Genomic DNA, 17,166 nt, shown 5'->3' with positions numbered 1-17,166 from the left:
AGGGGTTCAGAATTTTTTAATTCCGAACCCCTTTTGTCTACAAACTGAGAAGAGGCTTTAACAGCCTCTTCTTCTTTATTTAGTTTCATCTTCATTTTTACTGCTATTTGCTATAAACATCGCAATTTGCGCCTTTTTTTCTACATCTAAATCAAGTGTATCGATTATGCTAAAAGGTGATTTTAAAAAGAGGGGTTGTGGTTGTGCAATCTTCGTAATTTCTTGTAAGATTTTATCTGAAGTTTGATCTTGTTGTTTAATTAACTGATTCTGAAGTTGAATCTGAAGCTGCTTCTGTTGTTCTTCTTGGAGTTCGAGTTGGACTTGAATTTTTTCTAGTGGTTGTGAACGCTTCGATATTTCATGTAAGACTTTATCTAAATGCTCATCTTGTTGTTTAGATAATTTATTCTGAAGTTGAACCTGAAGTTCCTTCTGTTGTTTTTCTTGGTGTTGGAGTTGGTCTTGAACTTTTTCCAGTGGTTGTGCAATCTTCGTTATTTCTTGTAAGATTTTATTTAAAGTCTCATTTTGTTGTTTAATTAACTGATTCTGAAGTTCCACCTGAAGTTCCTTCTGTTGTTTTTCTTGGAGTTGGAGTTGGAGTTGAATGTTTTCTAATATATGGTTATATTTCTTCCTATTGTCTTCCTTGTGATTATCTGTTTGATCATTTTTACCCATTAGGTTCCCACCCTTTTCACTATTTATTGGTTATGGAGGCACATTTGAATTACATATTGTGCAGTTGGAAAAATCGTCTTCTCAATTGACATTGGATTCACCTTTTATGTTTCTAGTAAATCGCTTTCGTTGCAGAATCAGTTTAAGGACAATCGGAGATAGTTATTTCACCCTTTCCTAGTGTTGTTGTCGACATGAATGTGTTGCCATTGTCGTTCCGATTATAATTACAGCAATGCACTTGTTATTTATTGTATCGGGACAACAATTGATCCACCGTAATCAATCAAGGTATTAGTTGGTTTCTCCTTAAAACACCTGAAGCTTTCTAACTCGGCATTAATGCTGAAGCGCGGTATGAATAATGAAAGCCTAAAGAATGGTCCAGTCGAAGCAGTCTTAATCGAAATGGTTAGTGTCCAATTTAGGGATGTTTGAAAGTGATTCACCTCTTTTTAGTTTAGGAAACCATACATGTGGTTTCCGATTTTCTTATTTGCATAGACAGAGATCTTTATAGATAAACAACTATCACCATTCTTTCTATAGTTATTCAACAAGCCTTTGAATGACTGAGCGTTTGTCATGTGTAGACGTTAAACATATATCATCTTCCAAAAAAAATTCAAAAAAACCACTTTATTATGTAAAATCGTTATCTGGTTGTAAAAATGATTTTACGAACATTGTAATTTGTCCTTATAACTGCCGAACATGCACTTTTGCGAACGGGAGAAATAATGCTTTTCCGCCCATTTCGCAAAAATTTATAGTCTGGGATAATTCCAAACTAAAAAGCCGAACTCCTTTACGTTAAGGGTTCGACTTTCCTCTTTTAAGTTTCCCTGCTTGTACGACATAATTGGATTTGTAGGAAATCAAAATGGATTTTTTGCGATATTGGCCCGCTTAACATCTTTTAAGCACCACTTTCGCATATTCTCATTTATATCGCATTGAAGTCGATATTTTTCTGCCATTCTTCATACGATTCAGGATCGATTTTCTTTGCTTGTTTAAGGAATGTATCCAATAACCCCAACTTCTTTAGATCACGAAACATCTTTGGATTATATGGATCATTCATTGTGAGCCCGTCTGAATGATCGATTGCTTTCAGTACATTTCCCTTTGTTACAACAAAATATCCGATTGAGGTCTTGATTCTAATAAATCCAACTCTCTTCAGTTCCTTTCGAATCATTATGATTTGTTCTGTAATCGATTCGGGAATATCTTGCTTCCCTTTCAAATAATCTTTTAGATTAGGACCTTTTAAATATTCCATAATTACATAGTTCGGACCCACTTCATATAACCTCGGAACAACGCTGCTTCAAGCACTTTCCCCTCTTTATTTGCTGCATTGGGATTGACATAAATTTTTACGCAAATATCTTCATCAAGCTGAAAAACTGCACCTTGACTTCCTGCCCCAATTAGTTTTAATGTGGTTGGATTATGAATAAGAAGTTCCTTTTTACCGTTCTTTTCTATTCTTTCAACCCTTATTAATTTAAAATCATTCATCTAATCTACCACCTCTTTGCTGCTTATTAATAACCATAATATCTATACTATGTAATCATTAATAATTGCTTTAGGGTAATAACACTTTTTCGCAAAATTAAGTCATACCTACTTTTACTGAGTTCTTAAGTACGAGATATTAGCAATTGATGCATAATTCTCTTAAGGAAAGCTTTTCCTAGCATTTCTTCAGTGTCTTATGCTCATACACATACAATTAAGAACTTTACAAAAAACAAACAAATATATGTGCTTGTCCGTTTCAAATATTTTCCATTTTGCATTTACTATAAAAGTGGATTAACCAGAAAAGATCAGAAAGGAGACTTGAGATGGGATACATTGAAGATTTACGTGCTCTCGTTGGAACCAGAGCTTTGATACTTACTGGGGTCACCGTTTTGGTTATCGATCAGAACAGCCGTTTTCTGATGGTACAATCCGAAAAGATGTGGAAATTGCCGGGCGGCTTCATCGAATTAGGAGAATCTGCGGAAGAGGCATGCAGACGTGAAATTTTGGAGGAAACAGGAATTAACATCGGCAACCTTCAATTAATCGAGGCGTTTTTTCAGGGAAGGACTATTTTACGAAGCTGCCTAATGGTGATCAATACTTTTCAGTCAACATTGCTTACGTTACCGAAGAAATACTCAGCGGAGATTTAAAACCAGATGATATAGAAATACAAAAAGTACAATTTTTTAAATGGTCCGCTTTTCCGAAAGATCTTTCTGAACGAGATCGACAAATATTTATTTGCTTTAAAGGAGTTACTTTTTTTATTTATAAATTTTTCCATTCTATATAGGATTCGGGATCCATTTCTTTTAACTCTTCCAAGAACATTGGTAATAAACCTAACTTTTTTAGACCTTTGAATATCAACTCTGGCTTGTTTCGAATCCGTGTAAAGGAGCTATAATGATCTATTACTTTTAATTCATCTTCCTTAGTTACAATAATGTGGCGCAAATCGGCATCCAATCTGGTAAACTTTAATCGCTTCATTTCTTTTAAAACAAAAAGAATTTGCCTCATCAATTTTTCGGATAGGATCCCCCCAGATTCTAATTATTGAAATAAAGTTGGCCCTTCAAGATATTCCATAATAATATAGTTATGCCCCACCTCATAAAGCCGTGGAATAGCGGGAGACTCCTGTGTAATTTTTAATACATTTCCCTCTTTAGCCGCAAATTCTGGTTTTGCACAAATTTTCACACATTTATCTGAAGAAATTTTAAAAACGTCCCCTTGCGCCCCCTTTCCGATCAGTGGAAACGACGTCGGATTTTTTATCACATCCACTTTTTTAATTCCTTCAGTAACACAGATAGATTTAAAGTCCTCCACTTTCAATCACTCCTTAACATTCCCTATCGTACTATTACTTTTTATCCTTTGTCTCTTTTTCTCTAAGACTCTTGGTCATGAATCCTCCGTCCCCTTGTCATTGTGCACATTCTGAAAGAAAACGGCTTGGATTATAGGGTTAAGAGAATAGCTTATATAAACCCTTCTATAATAAAAGAGGAATGATATACCTTTCACAAAATGTGAACAAGCAAGCATCATTTTTACTCTTATTTGAACAGAAGAAAAATTCACGTAAGGATTTTAGTGAAAATACACACATGAAAATCCATGCAAAGAGACTTTTTCATATTGTGAGCTTCCTATATTTTATGTAAAAGATTAAAGTTTGCTATAGTCAAGCGCCAGTTCATCCAGTAATTTTTACTTGTCGACGGAAATAAGTCACAGATACATAACAATGTTAATGGTATAATTAACATGGGAAAACGCTTACAGAATAATCCAAACTTTTTGTTCTGAAAATTCATTCTTTTGGGAGTCGATGAAAGTTGACAGTGGATAATAAAACAAGTAAAGAACAAACGATTTTTAATCATATTGGAAATAAAATCAAAACGGAAGACAGAGAAATCAATGTAGTTGCTAGATTAGAAGAACCTCTAATTGTAGTTTTAGAAAATGTTTTGAGTGACGAAGAATGTGACGGACTTATTGAATTGTCAAAAGACAAAATGAATCGTTCCAAAATTGGAGTTACGCACGAAGTAAATGAGATAAGAACAAGCAGCAGTATGTTTTTTCAAGAAAATGAATATGACATCCTTACCAAAATTGAAAAAAGGATATCAACAATCATGAATATACCCGTTGAACATGGAGAGGGTATTCAAATTCTTAAATACACTCCTGGACAAGAGTATAAAGCTCATTTTGATTTTTTTACATCTTCAAGTATTGCAGCAAAAAATAATAGAATTAGCACAATCATCTTGTACTTAAATGATGTGGAGCATGGAGGGGAAACTTTTTTTCCTAAATTGAATTTTTCAGTATCCCCGCGAAAGGGAATGGCTGTGTATTTCGAATATTTTTACAACGATAAAAACCTAAACGAACTAACTTTACACGGTGGGGCGCCCGTTATCACTGGGGAAAAATGGGTTGCAACACAATGGATGAGGAGACAGAGTAGCCGCTCATGATGTGTAAACGATAGACTTTAAAAGCCTCAATTTTAGGTGCCTAATGAACAAAGGCACCTATTCGTTCATTTAAAAATCTCCTATTTAAAATCGCCAAACAAAAAAATAATGATCAATAGTCTAAATTGGCACTGTTTCGTCCCATCATACTATTTCCGACGTTTCAAATTACGCTTTTACCCTAGGTTTTTCTTTAGGTTTGATGTAAAAATACCTTTGCATGCATTCACTATTCATTTACCTTTGTTGCTCTTTCTAAAATTATCGTAATCAGTCTTAATGTAATGAAATACCTTCGCGTTGCCATTATGGTCTGGATGAGTTATTTTTAGTAACCCTTTATATTCTGCCAATACTTCTTTATCGCTCGCCATTTTAGAAAGCCCTAATTTTTCACTATAATCATTAGATTGAATAGTGGAGTCAATCATGTAATTGTTTCTGATTTTTTCTTTTAATTTTATCAATTCATTACGTAATTCAATATTTTCTTTTAATAAATCCTTTGATTCATTTTGTAATTCACTTTTCTCATTCTTTAGAATGGCAACTTCCTTTTTGAACATATCCCTTTGCTGAATCAATATTCTTTTTGCTGTCTCATGAAGCTCTTCGATACCTTCTATATGCTTTTCTTGAGCTTGTATTTTTAATTTTAATCGGTGTATGATTTCGTCCTTATTTTGATTTATACTATCATTTATAGCCAGCTTTGAAGCTGTTTCATCGCTTATGTATCCGGTGTTCCTCTTTCCGTTCCCGGCGTATTTAATCTTACCTTCGCCAAGCCAGCGCCTGACAGTCTGTACACTATTACTTTCTGTTACTCCTGCATCTTTTAACATTTCAAATGCTTGATCTGTGTCATCCATTATGTATCCGGTTTTCCTATTCCCGTTGCCTCCCTCATATTTAATCTTACCTTCACGAAGCCAGCGTCTGACAGTTTGTATACTACTGCTTTCTGTTACTCCTGCATCCTTTAGCAGGTCGAAAGCTTGATCTGTGTTCACATTGTTCCCCCTTTCCCCTTATTAAGCAATGAATCGTACTTCGAATGATATGATAGTACCTTATTAAAAGGAAAAATTTTTACAAAGAAGGAGCCTAATTTGTATGTCAATGTTTTAAATAATAGCATAGGCATATTCTAAACAAAGAACAAATAGATGAAGAATATATGACGAATATCACAGGGAGATAACGATAATGTATCAGAGTAAAATTGTGGAACCAGAAAAAAATATCGGTAACTGCGTATTCATGATATCATTGGTGGAGTTCCGAGCAATTTATATACATTCAGATTGAATCTAGAATCCAGTGACAGTGAGAATGCCTACTTAATCTATAAACGTGATGTTACCTTATATGCTTCCGTGGGGGATCTTTTGATGCCCTATGAAATGAGATAAGAGTCATACTTAAAAATCCCGGTCTCTCAGTGATATTAATGAGAAATCGGGATTTATTTATTCACACATTACAGCTGCAACTATTCACCAAAACAGCTGTTATTATTTAACAAATCATTTTTCACCCTCTGTATAAATTTGAAAGGTTACACCGAATTTGTCTGTTACAATCCCATAAGCAGGGCTGAAAAAAGCTTTCTGCAGAGGCATTTTCACTTCTCCACCTTGCGACAAAGTTTCAAAGATTCGTTTTGATTTTTCAATTTCGTTAATTGAAATGCAGATCGTGACTTGATCTCCAGATTGACTGGTTTGACCTGGAAACGTATCCGAAAACATGAAGTCCGTTTCCCCAACCTTTAACATTGCGTGTGCCACAAGATCCTTTGCTTCTTCTGGCAGAGGAAATTCAGGATTTTCTGGCATTTCTCCAAAAGTTTGATTAAAGAGGACTTTTGCATCCAATGCTTTTTCGTAAAATTGAATCGCTTCCTTCGCATTTCCGTTCATCATTAAATATGGAGATAATCGCATGGTCATAATTAGATAACTCCTTTTGCTTTGATTTTTTTACTAAGCTTGGAAATTTCCAAGCTTGCTTTTGAACTGTCAATGGCAATAATCACTATACCATTATTACCCATGATTGAATTTTATAACACGGAACATGCGTTCGTCAACGGAAATTTACAGAAAACTATCAAATTTTCTAAATGTTGAATTGAAAATTCCAAGCTTATTGATGTATAGACAAAGTATGTCACGTTATGGCAGTTATGGAAAACTTCTTTTATTCCTGGTTTTTCAAAAAATAAGAATAGGTTCAAATGAAAAAGGCATGACCCTAGTAGATTACCGGTATCATGCCTCAAGAATGCTTAAAAAGTGTTGGAATTTTTGTAATGTCGCTTAATCTTATTAACTTGCTATCATTTCTGAATCCTGTGTTTTTTTTAGTTTTGGTAACTTAGAGTCTATAGATAGGAAGCGGCTTCCATTCAATACTAGGTGAAGGGCAATAATCATAAGAACGAGATCCAGTTCATACCCTGAGCCTTCCCCATTCCCCATAAAACCTGCTGGGAATTTCACATAAACAATTGCACCAGCCATGATGAATACAAGGAGGGCAGAAATTATTCTTGTTCCAAGACCTATTATTAAAGCAATTCCTCCAACCAATTCAATCATACCGACTACATAGGCCATGAATCCCGGAATGCCTATACTTTGAAACCACCCTGAAGTGTTTTCCAATCCACCTTTGAATTTTGACAAACCATGTAAGAAAAATGAAATTCCCAACATAACTCTTAATAAAAAGGTACCGATTTCTTGTTTATTCATGACACATCTCCTTTTTTTTATTTAACACTACAAAGTGTAGTGTAAAGTGGTAAAAAAATCAAGTGAAAGTCATCAGACAATCACTATAGTCATTCCTATAAGGATAACCAAAACATAAATGGAAACAAAAATCGTGGTAGTTTCAGCCCTTAAAGGAATTGTCTTATGGGGATCAATTAATTGCTGAAGTCTATAGTTAACTGATTCATTCGAGAAATGAACAAGGATAGGAGAGGATTTATCAGTGCACCCATGTTTAATTAACTTCAATAAAGCAGTACTTATTCCTAATTCAGTCCCCATTTTATGAACCGCATTTTCGTCGGCTGATAATTCACTTATTATTTTGTAATTTTTATGACACCATTTTGTCAATGGGACAAACCATAATGCATTTGAAATCAACTGTAAAATAAAGATGACCAGTGGATCATATTTCTTTTGGTGAAAGGCCTCATGCTCCACTACCGCTTCTAGTTCATCGAAGTCCAGTAATCGAATTAAACCAGTACTGAACACAATGAAAGGCCGCCTGAAACCAAGCGTAAACGCAAGAGGCTGTTCAGCGTTCACAACTAAGATATCATTGTTGACCCGATTGAATGTTTCATTTACATTCCTTGTCATATCAACGTTTTTTGAAAGAAAAAGCTTTTGTTTAAACCTTCTGGATAAGAAATATTGCTCTGCAATTTTGAATAAGGTGCTCAATATACTATAGGATATTATTATACTGAGCAGTGTGACGACCACAAAGTAGTATACTGAATCTTCCTTGAATAAACTAAAACAAAATTTAAAGAAATTAGCTTTAATATTCACGCCAAAAAAGATGTGTACTAAAAAAGCTCCCATTTGGCACCATACCAAACAGGCAATTAAAAGACTCAGGCTTATCACAAAATAAGACTTTCTCTTCCACATTATAATTTATCCTTTTTTAACGATTGAATTTTTTGTTCCAATTTTTCAATTAAACCTTGGTCAGCGTCTTTCATGGCATCCAGCATATGGCTTATGACCGCTCCACCAAATTCATCCAGCAAGTTCTCAGTCAGTTTCTTTGACTGCTCTTCAAAAAACTCCTCTTTGGACTGCACCGGGCGAAATAATGAAAGCCTTCCTTCAGACCTCTTTTCAAGAATGCCTTTTTCGACTAAACGATTCATGACGGTCATTACTGTGTTGAAATTGATAGGTTTGTCAAGTTCCAATGATTGTTGAACCGCTTTAATGCTTTGTTCATCTTTATCCCATAAATACTCCATGATATTTGCTTCCAATGGACCAAAGAAACGATTCAGTCCAACTTCATCATATTTAAAATTTTTAATATTCATCCTTTTCCACCTCCCACTACAAATTGTAGTGGAAATCACTGTTACAATCAAGTTTCATCCGGAAGATTTGAACGTTGATTTCCACTCCAGGTACTAGCTTTCACCTCAGGTGTCTCCTAACTTCCGTTCCAATCAACTGAAACGTTTATAAATAAAAAAATGTAGGTAAACTGGCTTTTCTTCGAGTTTGACTACAGTCTAAAACGAGCCTTTTACAGGCACGTTTTAATAATAAATAGTAATCCTTTGTCCTCCATTTCCTCAAATTTATAAATGCTTTTAAAAAAGGAAGTCAATTTTATCTAGGGCTTCATTATTTAGATAACCAGCTAAAAGGAACACACAGTACTATTGATTCAATTATAGGGCCAGGTTATGGAGCAGCACTGCTGGGGTATTTAAGCCAAATGTCAGTTATAATTAGATGAATAAAGGCTACTGAAGCAGTCTTGATTTAAATGATAAGAAATATATACTTAAATTTGAATGGAGGAGTGAAGATGATTATAAAAACGACAGAAGCGAATGGACATATCATTGCAACAGCTAATACGGATTCAATCGTCTAACAGATGAGCAAAGTGCATTGGATATTATTATGACGATTAGTAGCAAAACCGGGGGCAGTCGAATAGCACTAAACAAAGAAGCAATTTCAGAAGATTTTTTTAAGCTTAGTACAAAACTTGCAGGAGAGATCCTTCAAAAATTCGCCAACTACCATATTAAATTTGCAATCATAGGGGATTTTTCATCTTATACCAGTAAGCCACTGAAAGATTTCATTTATGAGTGTAATAAAGGGAACAATGTTTTTTTGTCCCATCAGAACAAGAAGCGATCGATAACTTGTCTAAAGCACTATAAACATTACCAGAAAAATTTCTTAAAAAAACCTGGATCTTTATACTCGGTTTTCTTATTGAGCTAACTCAGCTATAGAAACAACTAAAAACCTTTTGGCATTACCAAGACCTTCTGGTTCTCCACCTTTATTACACTCCAATTCCTTTTTTCTTTTAAGGGGGATCAAAATTTGTCTAGGAATTTAAAAACGGGCCTATTGGGGCTCGTTTTCAGTATATCGTCGGCATGGGTCTTCCCAAACCTTCATTTTTACAGGAAACTTGTATCTATTTTTTTACTATTTTATCCGGATGATCACTATTAATCGTAACTCTTTGTGCAAGTTCCTCTATTTCAGCAGAATCATAAAAATGATATCCTTTTGCCGTCGTTTGGGCCGCAACGTACATTGCAGCAGCTACTTTGTTTGCTTCTATTGCACGATATGGACGTAAAGGGCCTACAAAGACAAATTTTGCAAAAGTACTTAGCAGCCCAGAAATCTTTTCACCTGCCCTGAATTCCTTTCGTTCTCCAAGAAGTAAGGAAGGACGGAAAATATGTACAGTATTCAATGCCAGATGTTGTAGTGTACCTTCCACATCACCTTTAACACGGCTGTAGAAGAACTTTGATTTGGAATTGGCACCCATGGCCGTTATGACGAGTATTTTTTCAACATTGGATGTCTTTGCCAATCTAGCTGCTTCAATTACATAGTCATAATCCACTTTACGAAATGCTTCCTTCGATTTAGCCTTTTTAATAGTTGTACCCAAACAAATGAACACATCGGTGACTTTGAACAAATCGGCATACTTGGATAAATTATCGAAATCCACAACATGTCCTATGCATTTGGGATAGGCGAGTTTCAGTGCCCTTCTTGTCAGCAAATGGATTTCACTATAGATTTTGCTTTTGCCTAGCTCTTTAACCAACTGGGTGCCTACCATACCTGTAGCGCCTAAAATCAATGCCTTCTTATTAGTCATGATTTCCTTCTTTCTATAATTAGCTTTTCAATCAACCATTTCCTTTTTAACTAACCTAGCTTAATAGGACTAAGATAAATGATTCACTTGATTGAAATCATCAATTATCCAAGAATCAACTTCAAATCTAATCGTACTCAAACATGCATTGAACAAGCGCATTTCGTTGGATACGATTGACTCATTTGACATCAAGCGTAAAATAAAATGAATGACGGCTCCATGTGCAACAAGTATAACTTTCTTCTCAGGATACTCCTTCTGAATTTCCTGGAGCCCATTCATCAGCCTGTTTCGTAGAGATTCCTGATTTTCCTGACCAGGATAATCTTTATCCCTGAATGCAGACTTCCTTTCCGCTGCAGTCATTCCTTCAGCGACGCCAAAATTCTTTTCAATGAATTCCATTTTTTCAATAACCGGGACTTCAATATAGTGCGAAATGATATCCGCCGTCTCCCTTGCCCTCTTCAGGGGGCTTGTAATAATTACATCCCAATCATCTTTTGACAAAAATTCACCACATTGCCCTGCCTGTATCTTTCCAAGTTCATTTAAAGGAATATCAGTCTGCCCTTGCAGCTTTCCTAGTGCATTCCAATCTGTTTGACCATGCCGCACTAAACAAATAGTAGTAATTGTCCTCAAACCCCTCTAAGTAGATTGTTATTTTCTCACTTCTTCAATGATGGAATGTCCTTCAGTCCGTTCGAGATCTGACCATTTCCATTTTTCATGCAAGCGCAACCTTCCATCAGGCAGCATTTCAGGGGTGGAAAGGCAGCTGCCTCCTCTAATTTCCCCTTTTTCATTGATATGATTATACCTGAATTCCAGAGTTCCATCCAGATTGACCAGCCCTATTAAAGTCCCTTTAACAATCTCTCCCCCCTGATAACTTGCTGAAAGAATTGAGCCGTCTTGTGAATAGTGGAAGGTAGTGTTTCCTGACACTTCTCCATTTTCAGAATTGATTTTAGCTTTGAATATCCGACCATCATAATTAAACATCATCATTCCCCCATATGAATTAATAAGGATAATGATACCAAATTAATTAAAAAAAGAATATTGAAAAATCTTATGGGATTTTTAATTCTGTGTCCATGGAAATGACACAAAAAATACATAATATTCCCCATTGAATTCCCCTATTATGATGTGGTTATATTAGGGAAGATGTTACTTATGGAATGAACAATCTCCATTTGAAACGTCTAATCAAACTGGAAGATTTTGGTGAGGTGCTCAAGTGAAAGAAATACTTCTGATTCTACTATTACAACTTATTTATGTTCCGATTTACACATTGCGAACCATTTTCTTAGTGAAAAATATTACCATACTCGCCTCAATACTGGGTATCGCAGAAATGTTAATATACGTTTTTGGATTATCCCTCGTATTTGGCGGTGACCAAAGCATACTCGCCATGGTTGTATATGCAGTCGGTTTTGGAATCGGAATAATTTTTGGTACGAAAATTGAGCAAAAACTTGCCATCGGCTTTATTAATGTAACCGTTAATACTCAAACCAAAAATGAACATTTGGTAGATACATTGAGGAACAACGGATTTGGTGTAACTCTTTATACGGGCGAGGGCAGGGATAGCAACCGTTATCGTATGGAAATCCTGACCAAACGCAATCGGGAACAAGAATTGATAGCAACCGTTGAAAAGTTTGAACCAAAGGCTTTTATCATTTCATATGAACCACGTTATTTTAAAGGTGGATTTTTATTGGATCGGTTGAAAAATAAAGCAAGCTGAAAATGAATAGCAAAAGCCCATCTTATTAAGATGGGCTTTTGCTTTATTTCGTTTTAGATTTTCTTATTCTCACTGCCCTCGTTACCGGTTGTTTTTTAATCCACTTTAAATATTTTCTTAATGCTTCATCATCTTTTAACAAAAGCACGGTATTTAGTCGGATGGCCAGTTCTCGGTTTGAATACAGTGCGTGAAGTTGTTTGTGGCAAGATTTACAGAGATAGGCTATCGGTAAATGGCTTCCGCCTAATTCTCTAGGTGTTAAATGATGGATGGTCAGTTCTATCTCATCCCTATCACAAAGCTCACATGTACCTATCATTTCATTACTCGGCCATTATGGCTTAACGGATTTTCCTTCTTCAACAATATGAAACATCAAATGGGCAAGATGATGGATTGGTCCGTACTCTTCATTGTCATCATCTTCTTCATCCTCCACTTCCACTTCATCCATCCCTTGTAAATAAAGTGCCATGAACTCATAAAAATCATTTTTAGTAAAGGAGTAACAATCACTTGGATCCTGATTATCTTCTTCATACTGTAAAACTAGATGGGATAGATCACCCTCATCATTTTCAGCATCAAAAAATACGAAATAACCGATATTTGTATCCAGTTCAAATAACCTGCGAAAACCGCGTGATGTTGCTTTTTCAAACTCAGCCGACGTCAATTTTTGCACTTGCATGCTGTCTACATTATCTTCTTGATGAAAGCCCACGATAAATGTGTTCATAATCAAACCTCCTGTTGAATATGGATAACCATTAGTATCCCCATTTAACCGAATTTATTCCATTTAGAGGTTTGTTTCCAAAACGACCGGGCAATGATCGCTGCCCATGACATCGCAGTGAATGTTTGCCTCTATTAAAGATTCCGCCAGACGTTTTGAAACAATGAAATAATCGATTCTCCACCCAATATTCCGCTCCCTGACTTTTGCCATATATGACCACCAAGTATAAGAGCCTTCCTGGTCTGGATAAAAATGACGAAATGTATCGATAAACCCTGAATCAAGTAATTCAGTCATCTTTCCACGTTCTTCATTTGTAAAACCGGAATTCCCTATATTGGGTTTTGGGTTTTTCAAGTCGATTTCCTGGTGTGCGACATTGAGGTCGCCACAAAAGATAACCGGCTTCACCAAGTCCAGTTCCTTAAGATATTTTATCATCTCATCTTCCCATTCGAGACGGTAATTCAATCTTGATAAATCCCTTTTTGCATTGGGGGTATAAACATTCACCATATAAAAACTCTCGAATTCCAGTGTTATGATCCTGCCTTCCGGCTCCTCATCCAGCTCTCCTACACCATATTTCACTGAAAGCGGTTTTTCCTTCGTGAAAATGGCTGTACCTGAATATCCTTTTTTCAGTGCATAATTCCAATATTGATGGTATCCTTCCAACTCAAGTGAAATCTGACCTTCTTGAAGCTTAGTTTCTTGAAGGCAGAAAATATCTGCATCCACATCTTTAAAGTAATCTAAAAATCCTTTTTTAACACAAGCTCTAATTCCATTTACATTCCAGGAAACCAATTTCATAATCTCTTAAATTCTCCTTATGGCCAATTAATTTCTTTACATTTCAACTATACTATTTATCTGCTTTTTTTCCCATTAGAGTACATTCGAAAACAATCTGGCAAATGATTCTTTTGAACGTTCCAGTAAACCACGATTGTTATACCCGATAGGATCTAGTTTGTCACTATCCATCATATCCTCTTTGTAATGAGTGATGAGATCTTCAATGGTACGGCTGCCCATAAGAAAGACATTCACTTCAAAATTCAGATGGAAACTCCTCATATCCATATTTGCCGTTCCTATGGATGCCATATCACCATCTACGATAATAAGTTTCTGATGTAGAAAACCTTTTTTGTACGTGTATACCTCTACGCCGAATTGAAGCAGCTCACCGAAATAGGAGCGACTGCCATATTGGGTTAAAAACCCATCATTTACTGCCGGAACCATAACCCTGACTTGTATCCCCTTAATTGCGGCATGTTTAATTGCTGCTTTAATCGCTTGATTTGGTACGAAGTATGGACTTGCAATCCAGATTGATTTTGTGGCGTTCGTGATGAGTGAATAGTAAAAATCACTCATGATCCCCTGTTGTGTATCAGGTCCGCTTGCTACCACCTGGACAGCTCCATCCCCTTGTACCACTTTATTCTTGAATTCTGGACGTCCTTGCAATACATCTTCACCGCTGACATATTCCCAATCCAAAAGGAAAACGGTATGAAGCATATATACCGCTTCACCTTTAAGGACCATATGTGTATCTCTCCAAAAACCAATGCTTTTATTTCGGCCTAAATATTCCTCTCCTACGTTTAAACCTCCTACAAAGCCAACTTCCCCATCTATGATGATGATTTTACGGTGATTCCTAAAATTAAATTTTTGATTGAAAAAACCGTGTTTCAATGGCGAAAATGGATAGGCTTTAATCCCTGCATTTTTCATCCGTTTAACTTCATTATTTGATAGGCTTAAGCTTCCTGCCGCATCAAAAATGAATAAAACCTCCACACCATTTTTTGCTTTTTCAATAAGGATATCTATAATTTCAGTACCAAGCCTGTCGGAACGAAAAATATAGTATTCAATATGTATGAATTTCTCAGCTTTTTTTAACTGTCTTATGATTTCTGTAAACGTTTCGTTGCCATTTTTTAATACTTCCGTTTTCGACGATGTACTAATGGTGGTCTCAGATGCATTTTTGGCAAAAGCTGCGAATGATTGCTGATGATCATTCAAGAACGATAAATCTGGAGAGGATACCCGTGTAACAAGACTCTTCCATTCTTCTCGATCTTTTTTCCTTTTACTTCGGAATAAATACCCCTTTAAATAGAGCTGACCTGAGAATAGATAAAACACATATCCAAATACCGGGAAAAACAAAAGCACATACATCCATAAAAGTGTCTCGTGGGCAAATCTATTTTCGAGCATGAGTGAAAATAGGGTGATAAACATGACCAAAATATATAATCCAATAAAAAATAGCTTCACGTCGAAGCTAACTTGAGTGAACAGGATCATATAAACTGAAGCAATTAATATAAATAAAAATACAATTTCCATCCTTCTTCTTTTCATCTTTTCATTCTCCTACACAGCAATATTTTATATATAAATATCATATACCCATATTTGATGGTAAAAGAAACAAAACACTTACGAAAACAATGTTCGCAAGTGCTTTGTGTATTACCTATCCAGTTATCACTTCATGACAGGAATCAAACTTTCATACAGCTCCATATACTTTAATGACGATGATGTCCAACTGAAGTCTAACTTCATTGCATTTTCGGCCATTTTCCTCCATCTTTTCGGCTGGAATTTGTACAGACCAACAGATTGCTCAATTGTATGGAGCATATCGTGTGCATTATAATTCGTAAAACTGAAGCCATTGCCTTCACCAGTAAATTGGTTATACGGTATGACCGTATCACGAAGTCCGCCAGTTTCCCTCACTAAAGGCAGTGTACCATAACGCAGTGCCAAGAGTTGGCCGATACCACATGGTTCGAATTGTGATGGCATCAGGAATAAATCAGAACCTGCATATATCCTTCTTGCCAGCCCCTCATCAAAATATGTATGGACTGAAACCTGATTTGGATATTGGTCAGCTAAATGACGAAATGCCGATTCATATTGCTCTTCACCCGTACCTAAAAGAATGAATTGAACTCCTTGGTTCATCATTTCATGAAAAACATGGAGAACAAGATCTATTCCTTTTTGATCAACAAGCCTAGTTACCATTGATAAAACCGGTACGTCATCATTGACAGGAAGACCCAGCGATTCCTGTAGCTGACGTTTATTCTCCATCTTACCCTCATAAGAATCGAATGGAACAGCAAGATGTTCATCTGCTGCAGGATTATATTCCTCATAATCGATTCCGTTGATAATCCCTTTAAGGTCACCATTTCTCTTACGTAAAAACCCATCCAGATTTTCCCCGAAATAAGGTATCTGAATTTCTTCCGCATAACTTGGGCTTACCGTTGTGACTATGTTAGAAAAAGCCAGGCCCGCTTTCAAATAACTTACATTCCCATGAAATTCAAGACCATCGATATTAAAATATAACTCACTCAAATCGAGTAATTCAGCTAATACAGCTTTAGGATAAACTCCTTGATAGCGTAAATTATGTATCGTAAATATCGTTTTAATATCCTGATAGAATGGATGGTTATGATAATGGGCTTTCATCAAAACGCTGACAAGGCCCGTTTGCCAATCATGGCAGTGTATAACATCCGGTTTTTCTTCCAAATAGGGTAATGCCTCTAAAATTGCACGGGAAAAGAAGGCGAACCTTTCGCCATCATCGAAGAAACCATAACTACCATGCCTTTTGAAATAATATTCATTATCCAGAAAATAATATGTAATTCCGTTAGCAACAAGCTTTTCGATGCCACAAAATTGCTGGCGCCAACCAACTGGAACTTCAATACTCGTCATATGTTCCAATTCCTGTTTGAATTGGTTAGGAAGATCCCCGTATTTAGGTAGGATGACACTTACATGGACTCCCTGTTTTTTCAGCGCTTTCGGGAGCGCGCCTATAACGTCTCCGAGCCCTCCCGTTTTTATAAAAGGGGCGCATTCTGAAGCAGCAAATACAACATTCATTGCCGCAC

Annotated in this window: 20 protein-coding genes and 2 pseudogenes; 4 read left to right on the top strand and 18 right to left on the bottom strand. The window is 36.1% G+C overall.

The window, feature by feature from the left end:
- Window positions 1-75: 75 nt before the first annotated feature.
- From ADA55_RS06625 to ADA55_RS06615, 3 genes are all read right to left on the bottom strand, one after another.
- The gene (locus tag ADA55_RS06625; protein WP_048680907.1) at window positions 76-684 is read right to left on the bottom strand and encodes a hypothetical protein; all 609 of its coding nucleotides are present in this window, start codon (window positions 682-684) and stop codon (window positions 76-78) included.
- A 946-nt stretch (window positions 685-1,630) separates the two neighbouring features.
- Complete coding sequence (locus tag ADA55_RS06620; protein WP_142398506.1) at window positions 1,631-1,993, bottom strand: hypothetical protein; 363 nt, start codon at window positions 1,991-1,993, stop codon at window positions 1,631-1,633.
- Window positions 1,975-2,214 carry a hypothetical protein gene (locus ADA55_RS06615; RefSeq protein WP_048680902.1) on the bottom strand — a complete coding sequence of 80 codons (240 nt, stop codon included), beginning with the start codon at window positions 2,212-2,214 and terminating at the stop codon, window positions 1,975-1,977. Before ADA55_RS06615 ends, ADA55_RS06620 begins: the two co-directional genes overlap by 19 nt.
- A 332-nt stretch (window positions 2,215-2,546) precedes the next feature.
- On the opposite strand from ADA55_RS06615, the pseudogene ADA55_RS06610 reads away from it, so the two are divergent.
- Window positions 2,547-3,025 (top strand): annotated as a pseudogene (locus tag ADA55_RS06610) (NUDIX hydrolase).
- Here ADA55_RS06610 and ADA55_RS30000 read toward each other — a convergent pair.
- Both ADA55_RS30000 and ADA55_RS28295 read right to left on the bottom strand, forming a co-directional pair.
- On the bottom strand, window positions 3,001-3,258 hold the full coding sequence (locus tag ADA55_RS30000; RefSeq protein WP_176702857.1) for a hypothetical protein: 258 nt from the start codon (window positions 3,256-3,258) through the stop codon (window positions 3,001-3,003). The pseudogene ADA55_RS06610 and the gene ADA55_RS30000 overlap by 25 nt on opposite strands.
- Window positions 3,259-3,288: 30 nt before the next feature.
- Entirely contained in the window at window positions 3,289-3,570 is a 282-nt protein-coding gene (locus tag ADA55_RS28295) for a hypothetical protein (protein WP_048680897.1), read from the bottom strand.
- A gap of 512 nt (window positions 3,571-4,082) precedes the next feature.
- Between ADA55_RS28295 and ADA55_RS06595 the strand changes: the two genes are divergently transcribed.
- Complete coding sequence (locus ADA55_RS06595) at window positions 4,083-4,736, top strand: 2OG-Fe(II) oxygenase (RefSeq protein ID WP_048680894.1); 654 nt, start codon at window positions 4,083-4,085, stop codon at window positions 4,734-4,736.
- A 233-nt stretch (window positions 4,737-4,969) separates the two neighbouring features.
- On the opposite strand, the gene ADA55_RS06590 is transcribed toward ADA55_RS06595, so the two are convergent.
- The 5 genes from ADA55_RS06590 to ADA55_RS06570 form a co-directional block, all read right to left on the bottom strand.
- The gene (locus tag ADA55_RS06590) at window positions 4,970-5,749 is read right to left on the bottom strand and encodes a hypothetical protein (protein ID WP_048680891.1); all 780 of its coding nucleotides are present in this window, start codon (window positions 5,747-5,749) and stop codon (window positions 4,970-4,972) included.
- A 516-nt stretch (window positions 5,750-6,265) separates the two neighbouring features.
- Window positions 6,266-6,691 carry a VOC family protein gene (locus ADA55_RS06585; protein ID WP_048680881.1) on the bottom strand — a complete coding sequence of 142 codons (426 nt, stop codon included), beginning with the start codon at window positions 6,689-6,691 and terminating at the stop codon, window positions 6,266-6,268.
- 378 nt (window positions 6,692-7,069) lie between these two features.
- Window positions 7,070-7,498 (bottom strand): DoxX family protein, encoded by a 429-nt coding sequence (locus ADA55_RS06580; RefSeq protein ID WP_048680878.1) that lies wholly within the window; start codon window positions 7,496-7,498, stop codon window positions 7,070-7,072.
- Between the two features lie 72 nt (window positions 7,499-7,570).
- Window positions 7,571-8,422 (bottom strand): M56 family metallopeptidase, encoded by an 852-nt coding sequence (locus ADA55_RS06575; protein WP_048680875.1) that lies wholly within the window; start codon window positions 8,420-8,422, stop codon window positions 7,571-7,573.
- A complete protein-coding gene (locus ADA55_RS06570; protein ID WP_048680873.1) occupies window positions 8,422-8,838 on the bottom strand; it encodes a BlaI/MecI/CopY family transcriptional regulator in 417 nt (138 codons plus the stop codon). Before ADA55_RS06570 ends, ADA55_RS06575 begins: the two co-directional genes overlap by 1 nt.
- Before the next feature lie 500 nt (window positions 8,839-9,338).
- On the opposite strand from ADA55_RS06570, the pseudogene ADA55_RS06565 reads away from it, so the two are divergent.
- A pseudogene (locus ADA55_RS06565) lies at window positions 9,339-9,705 on the top strand (DUF4180 domain-containing protein).
- 266 nt (window positions 9,706-9,971) lie between these two features.
- On the opposite strand, the gene ADA55_RS06560 reads toward ADA55_RS06565, so the two are convergent.
- The 3 genes from ADA55_RS06560 to ADA55_RS06550 all read right to left on the bottom strand — a co-directional run bounded on the left by ADA55_RS06560 (window position 9,972) and on the right by ADA55_RS06550 (window position 11,690).
- The gene (locus ADA55_RS06560; RefSeq protein WP_048680869.1) at window positions 9,972-10,679 is read right to left on the bottom strand and encodes an NAD(P)H-binding protein; all 708 of its coding nucleotides are present in this window, start codon (window positions 10,677-10,679) and stop codon (window positions 9,972-9,974) included.
- A gap of 69 nt (window positions 10,680-10,748) precedes the next feature.
- Window positions 10,749-11,318, bottom strand: coding sequence for a histidine phosphatase family protein (locus ADA55_RS06555; protein ID WP_048680920.1), 570 nt, complete (start codon window positions 11,316-11,318; stop codon window positions 10,749-10,751).
- A 27-nt stretch (window positions 11,319-11,345) separates the two neighbouring features.
- Window positions 11,346-11,690, bottom strand: a complete 345-nt coding sequence (locus tag ADA55_RS06550; protein WP_048680864.1) for a hypothetical protein — start codon at window positions 11,688-11,690, stop codon at window positions 11,346-11,348.
- A 241-nt stretch (window positions 11,691-11,931) separates the two neighbouring features.
- Here ADA55_RS06550 and ADA55_RS06545 point away from each other — a divergent pair, with 241 nt between their 5' ends.
- On the top strand, window positions 11,932-12,453 hold the full coding sequence (locus ADA55_RS06545; protein ID WP_034306915.1) for a DUF2179 domain-containing protein: 522 nt from the start codon (window positions 11,932-11,934) through the stop codon (window positions 12,451-12,453).
- Between the two features lie 43 nt (window positions 12,454-12,496).
- Here the strand turns inward: ADA55_RS06545 and ADA55_RS28290 are convergent, their stop codons facing one another.
- The 5 genes from ADA55_RS28290 to glgA form a co-directional block, all read right to left on the bottom strand.
- Window positions 12,497-12,775, bottom strand: a complete 279-nt coding sequence (locus ADA55_RS28290) for an HNH endonuclease (RefSeq protein WP_082162815.1) — start codon at window positions 12,773-12,775, stop codon at window positions 12,497-12,499.
- A gap of 15 nt (window positions 12,776-12,790) precedes the next feature.
- Window positions 12,791-13,195 (bottom strand): hypothetical protein, encoded by a 405-nt coding sequence (locus ADA55_RS06540; RefSeq protein ID WP_048680856.1) that lies wholly within the window; start codon window positions 13,193-13,195, stop codon window positions 12,791-12,793.
- 63 nt (window positions 13,196-13,258) lie between these two features.
- Window positions 13,259-14,014 (bottom strand): exodeoxyribonuclease III, encoded by a 756-nt coding sequence (locus ADA55_RS06535; protein ID WP_048680852.1) that lies wholly within the window; start codon window positions 14,012-14,014, stop codon window positions 13,259-13,261.
- 75 nt (window positions 14,015-14,089) lie between these two features.
- On the bottom strand, window positions 14,090-15,595 hold the full coding sequence (gene cls / locus ADA55_RS06530) for a cardiolipin synthase (protein ID WP_048680849.1): 1,506 nt from the start codon (window positions 15,593-15,595) through the stop codon (window positions 14,090-14,092).
- 126 nt (window positions 15,596-15,721) lie between these two features.
- Window positions 15,722-17,158 (bottom strand): glycogen synthase GlgA, encoded by a 1,437-nt coding sequence (glgA, locus tag ADA55_RS06525; protein ID WP_048680845.1) that lies wholly within the window; start codon window positions 17,156-17,158, stop codon window positions 15,722-15,724.
- Between the last annotated feature and the right edge of the window lie 8 nt (window positions 17,159-17,166).

The organism is Bacillus sp. 220_BSPC (assembly GCF_001054655.1).
Lineage (GTDB): Bacteria > Bacillota > Bacilli > Bacillales > DSM-1321 > Peribacillus > Peribacillus frigoritolerans.
The sequence above is the reverse complement of the archived record's forward strand: the minus strand, read 5'-3'. Positions and strand labels throughout refer to the sequence as shown.

What these genes read in the sequence shown, in the direction of transcription:
- ADA55_RS06625 (WP_048680907.1), bottom strand. Translation starts at nt 684, where the DNA reads ATGGGTAAAAATGATCAAACAGATAATCACAAGGAAGACAATAGGAAG.
- ADA55_RS06615 (WP_048680902.1), bottom strand. Translation starts at nt 2,214, where the DNA reads ATGAATGATTTTAAATTAATAAGGGTTGAAAGAATAGAAAAGAACGGT.
- ADA55_RS06585 (WP_048680881.1), bottom strand. Translation starts at nt 6,691, where the DNA reads ATGACCATGCGATTATCTCCATATTTAATGATGAACGGAAATGCGAAG.
- ADA55_RS06580 (WP_048680878.1), bottom strand. Translation starts at nt 7,498, where the DNA reads ATGAATAAACAAGAAATCGGTACCTTTTTATTAAGAGTTATGTTGGGA.
- ADA55_RS06575 (WP_048680875.1), bottom strand. Translation starts at nt 8,422, where the DNA reads ATGTGGAAGAGAAAGTCTTATTTTGTGATAAGCCTGAGTCTTTTAATT.
- ADA55_RS06570 (WP_048680873.1), bottom strand. Translation starts at nt 8,838, where the DNA reads ATGAATATTAAAAATTTTAAATATGATGAAGTTGGACTGAATCGTTTC.
- ADA55_RS06560 (WP_048680869.1), bottom strand. Translation starts at nt 10,679, where the DNA reads ATGACTAATAAGAAGGCATTGATTTTAGGCGCTACAGGTATGGTAGGC.
- ADA55_RS06550 (WP_048680864.1), bottom strand. Translation starts at nt 11,690, where the DNA reads ATGTTTAATTATGATGGTCGGATATTCAAAGCTAAAATCAATTCTGAA.
- ADA55_RS28290 (WP_082162815.1), bottom strand. Translation starts at nt 12,775, where the DNA reads ATGATAGGTACATGTGAGCTTTGTGATAGGGATGAGATAGAACTGACC.
- ADA55_RS06540 (WP_048680856.1), bottom strand. Translation starts at nt 13,195, where the DNA reads ATGAACACATTTATCGTGGGCTTTCATCAAGAAGATAATGTAGACAGC.
- ADA55_RS06535 (WP_048680852.1), bottom strand. Translation starts at nt 14,014, where the DNA reads ATGAAATTGGTTTCCTGGAATGTAAATGGAATTAGAGCTTGTGTTAAA.
- cls (WP_048680849.1), bottom strand. Translation starts at nt 15,595, where the DNA reads ATGAAAAGAAGAAGGATGGAAATTGTATTTTTATTTATATTAATTGCT.
- glgA (WP_048680845.1), bottom strand. Translation starts at nt 17,158, where the DNA reads ATGAATGTTGTATTTGCTGCTTCAGAATGCGCCCCTTTTATAAAAACG.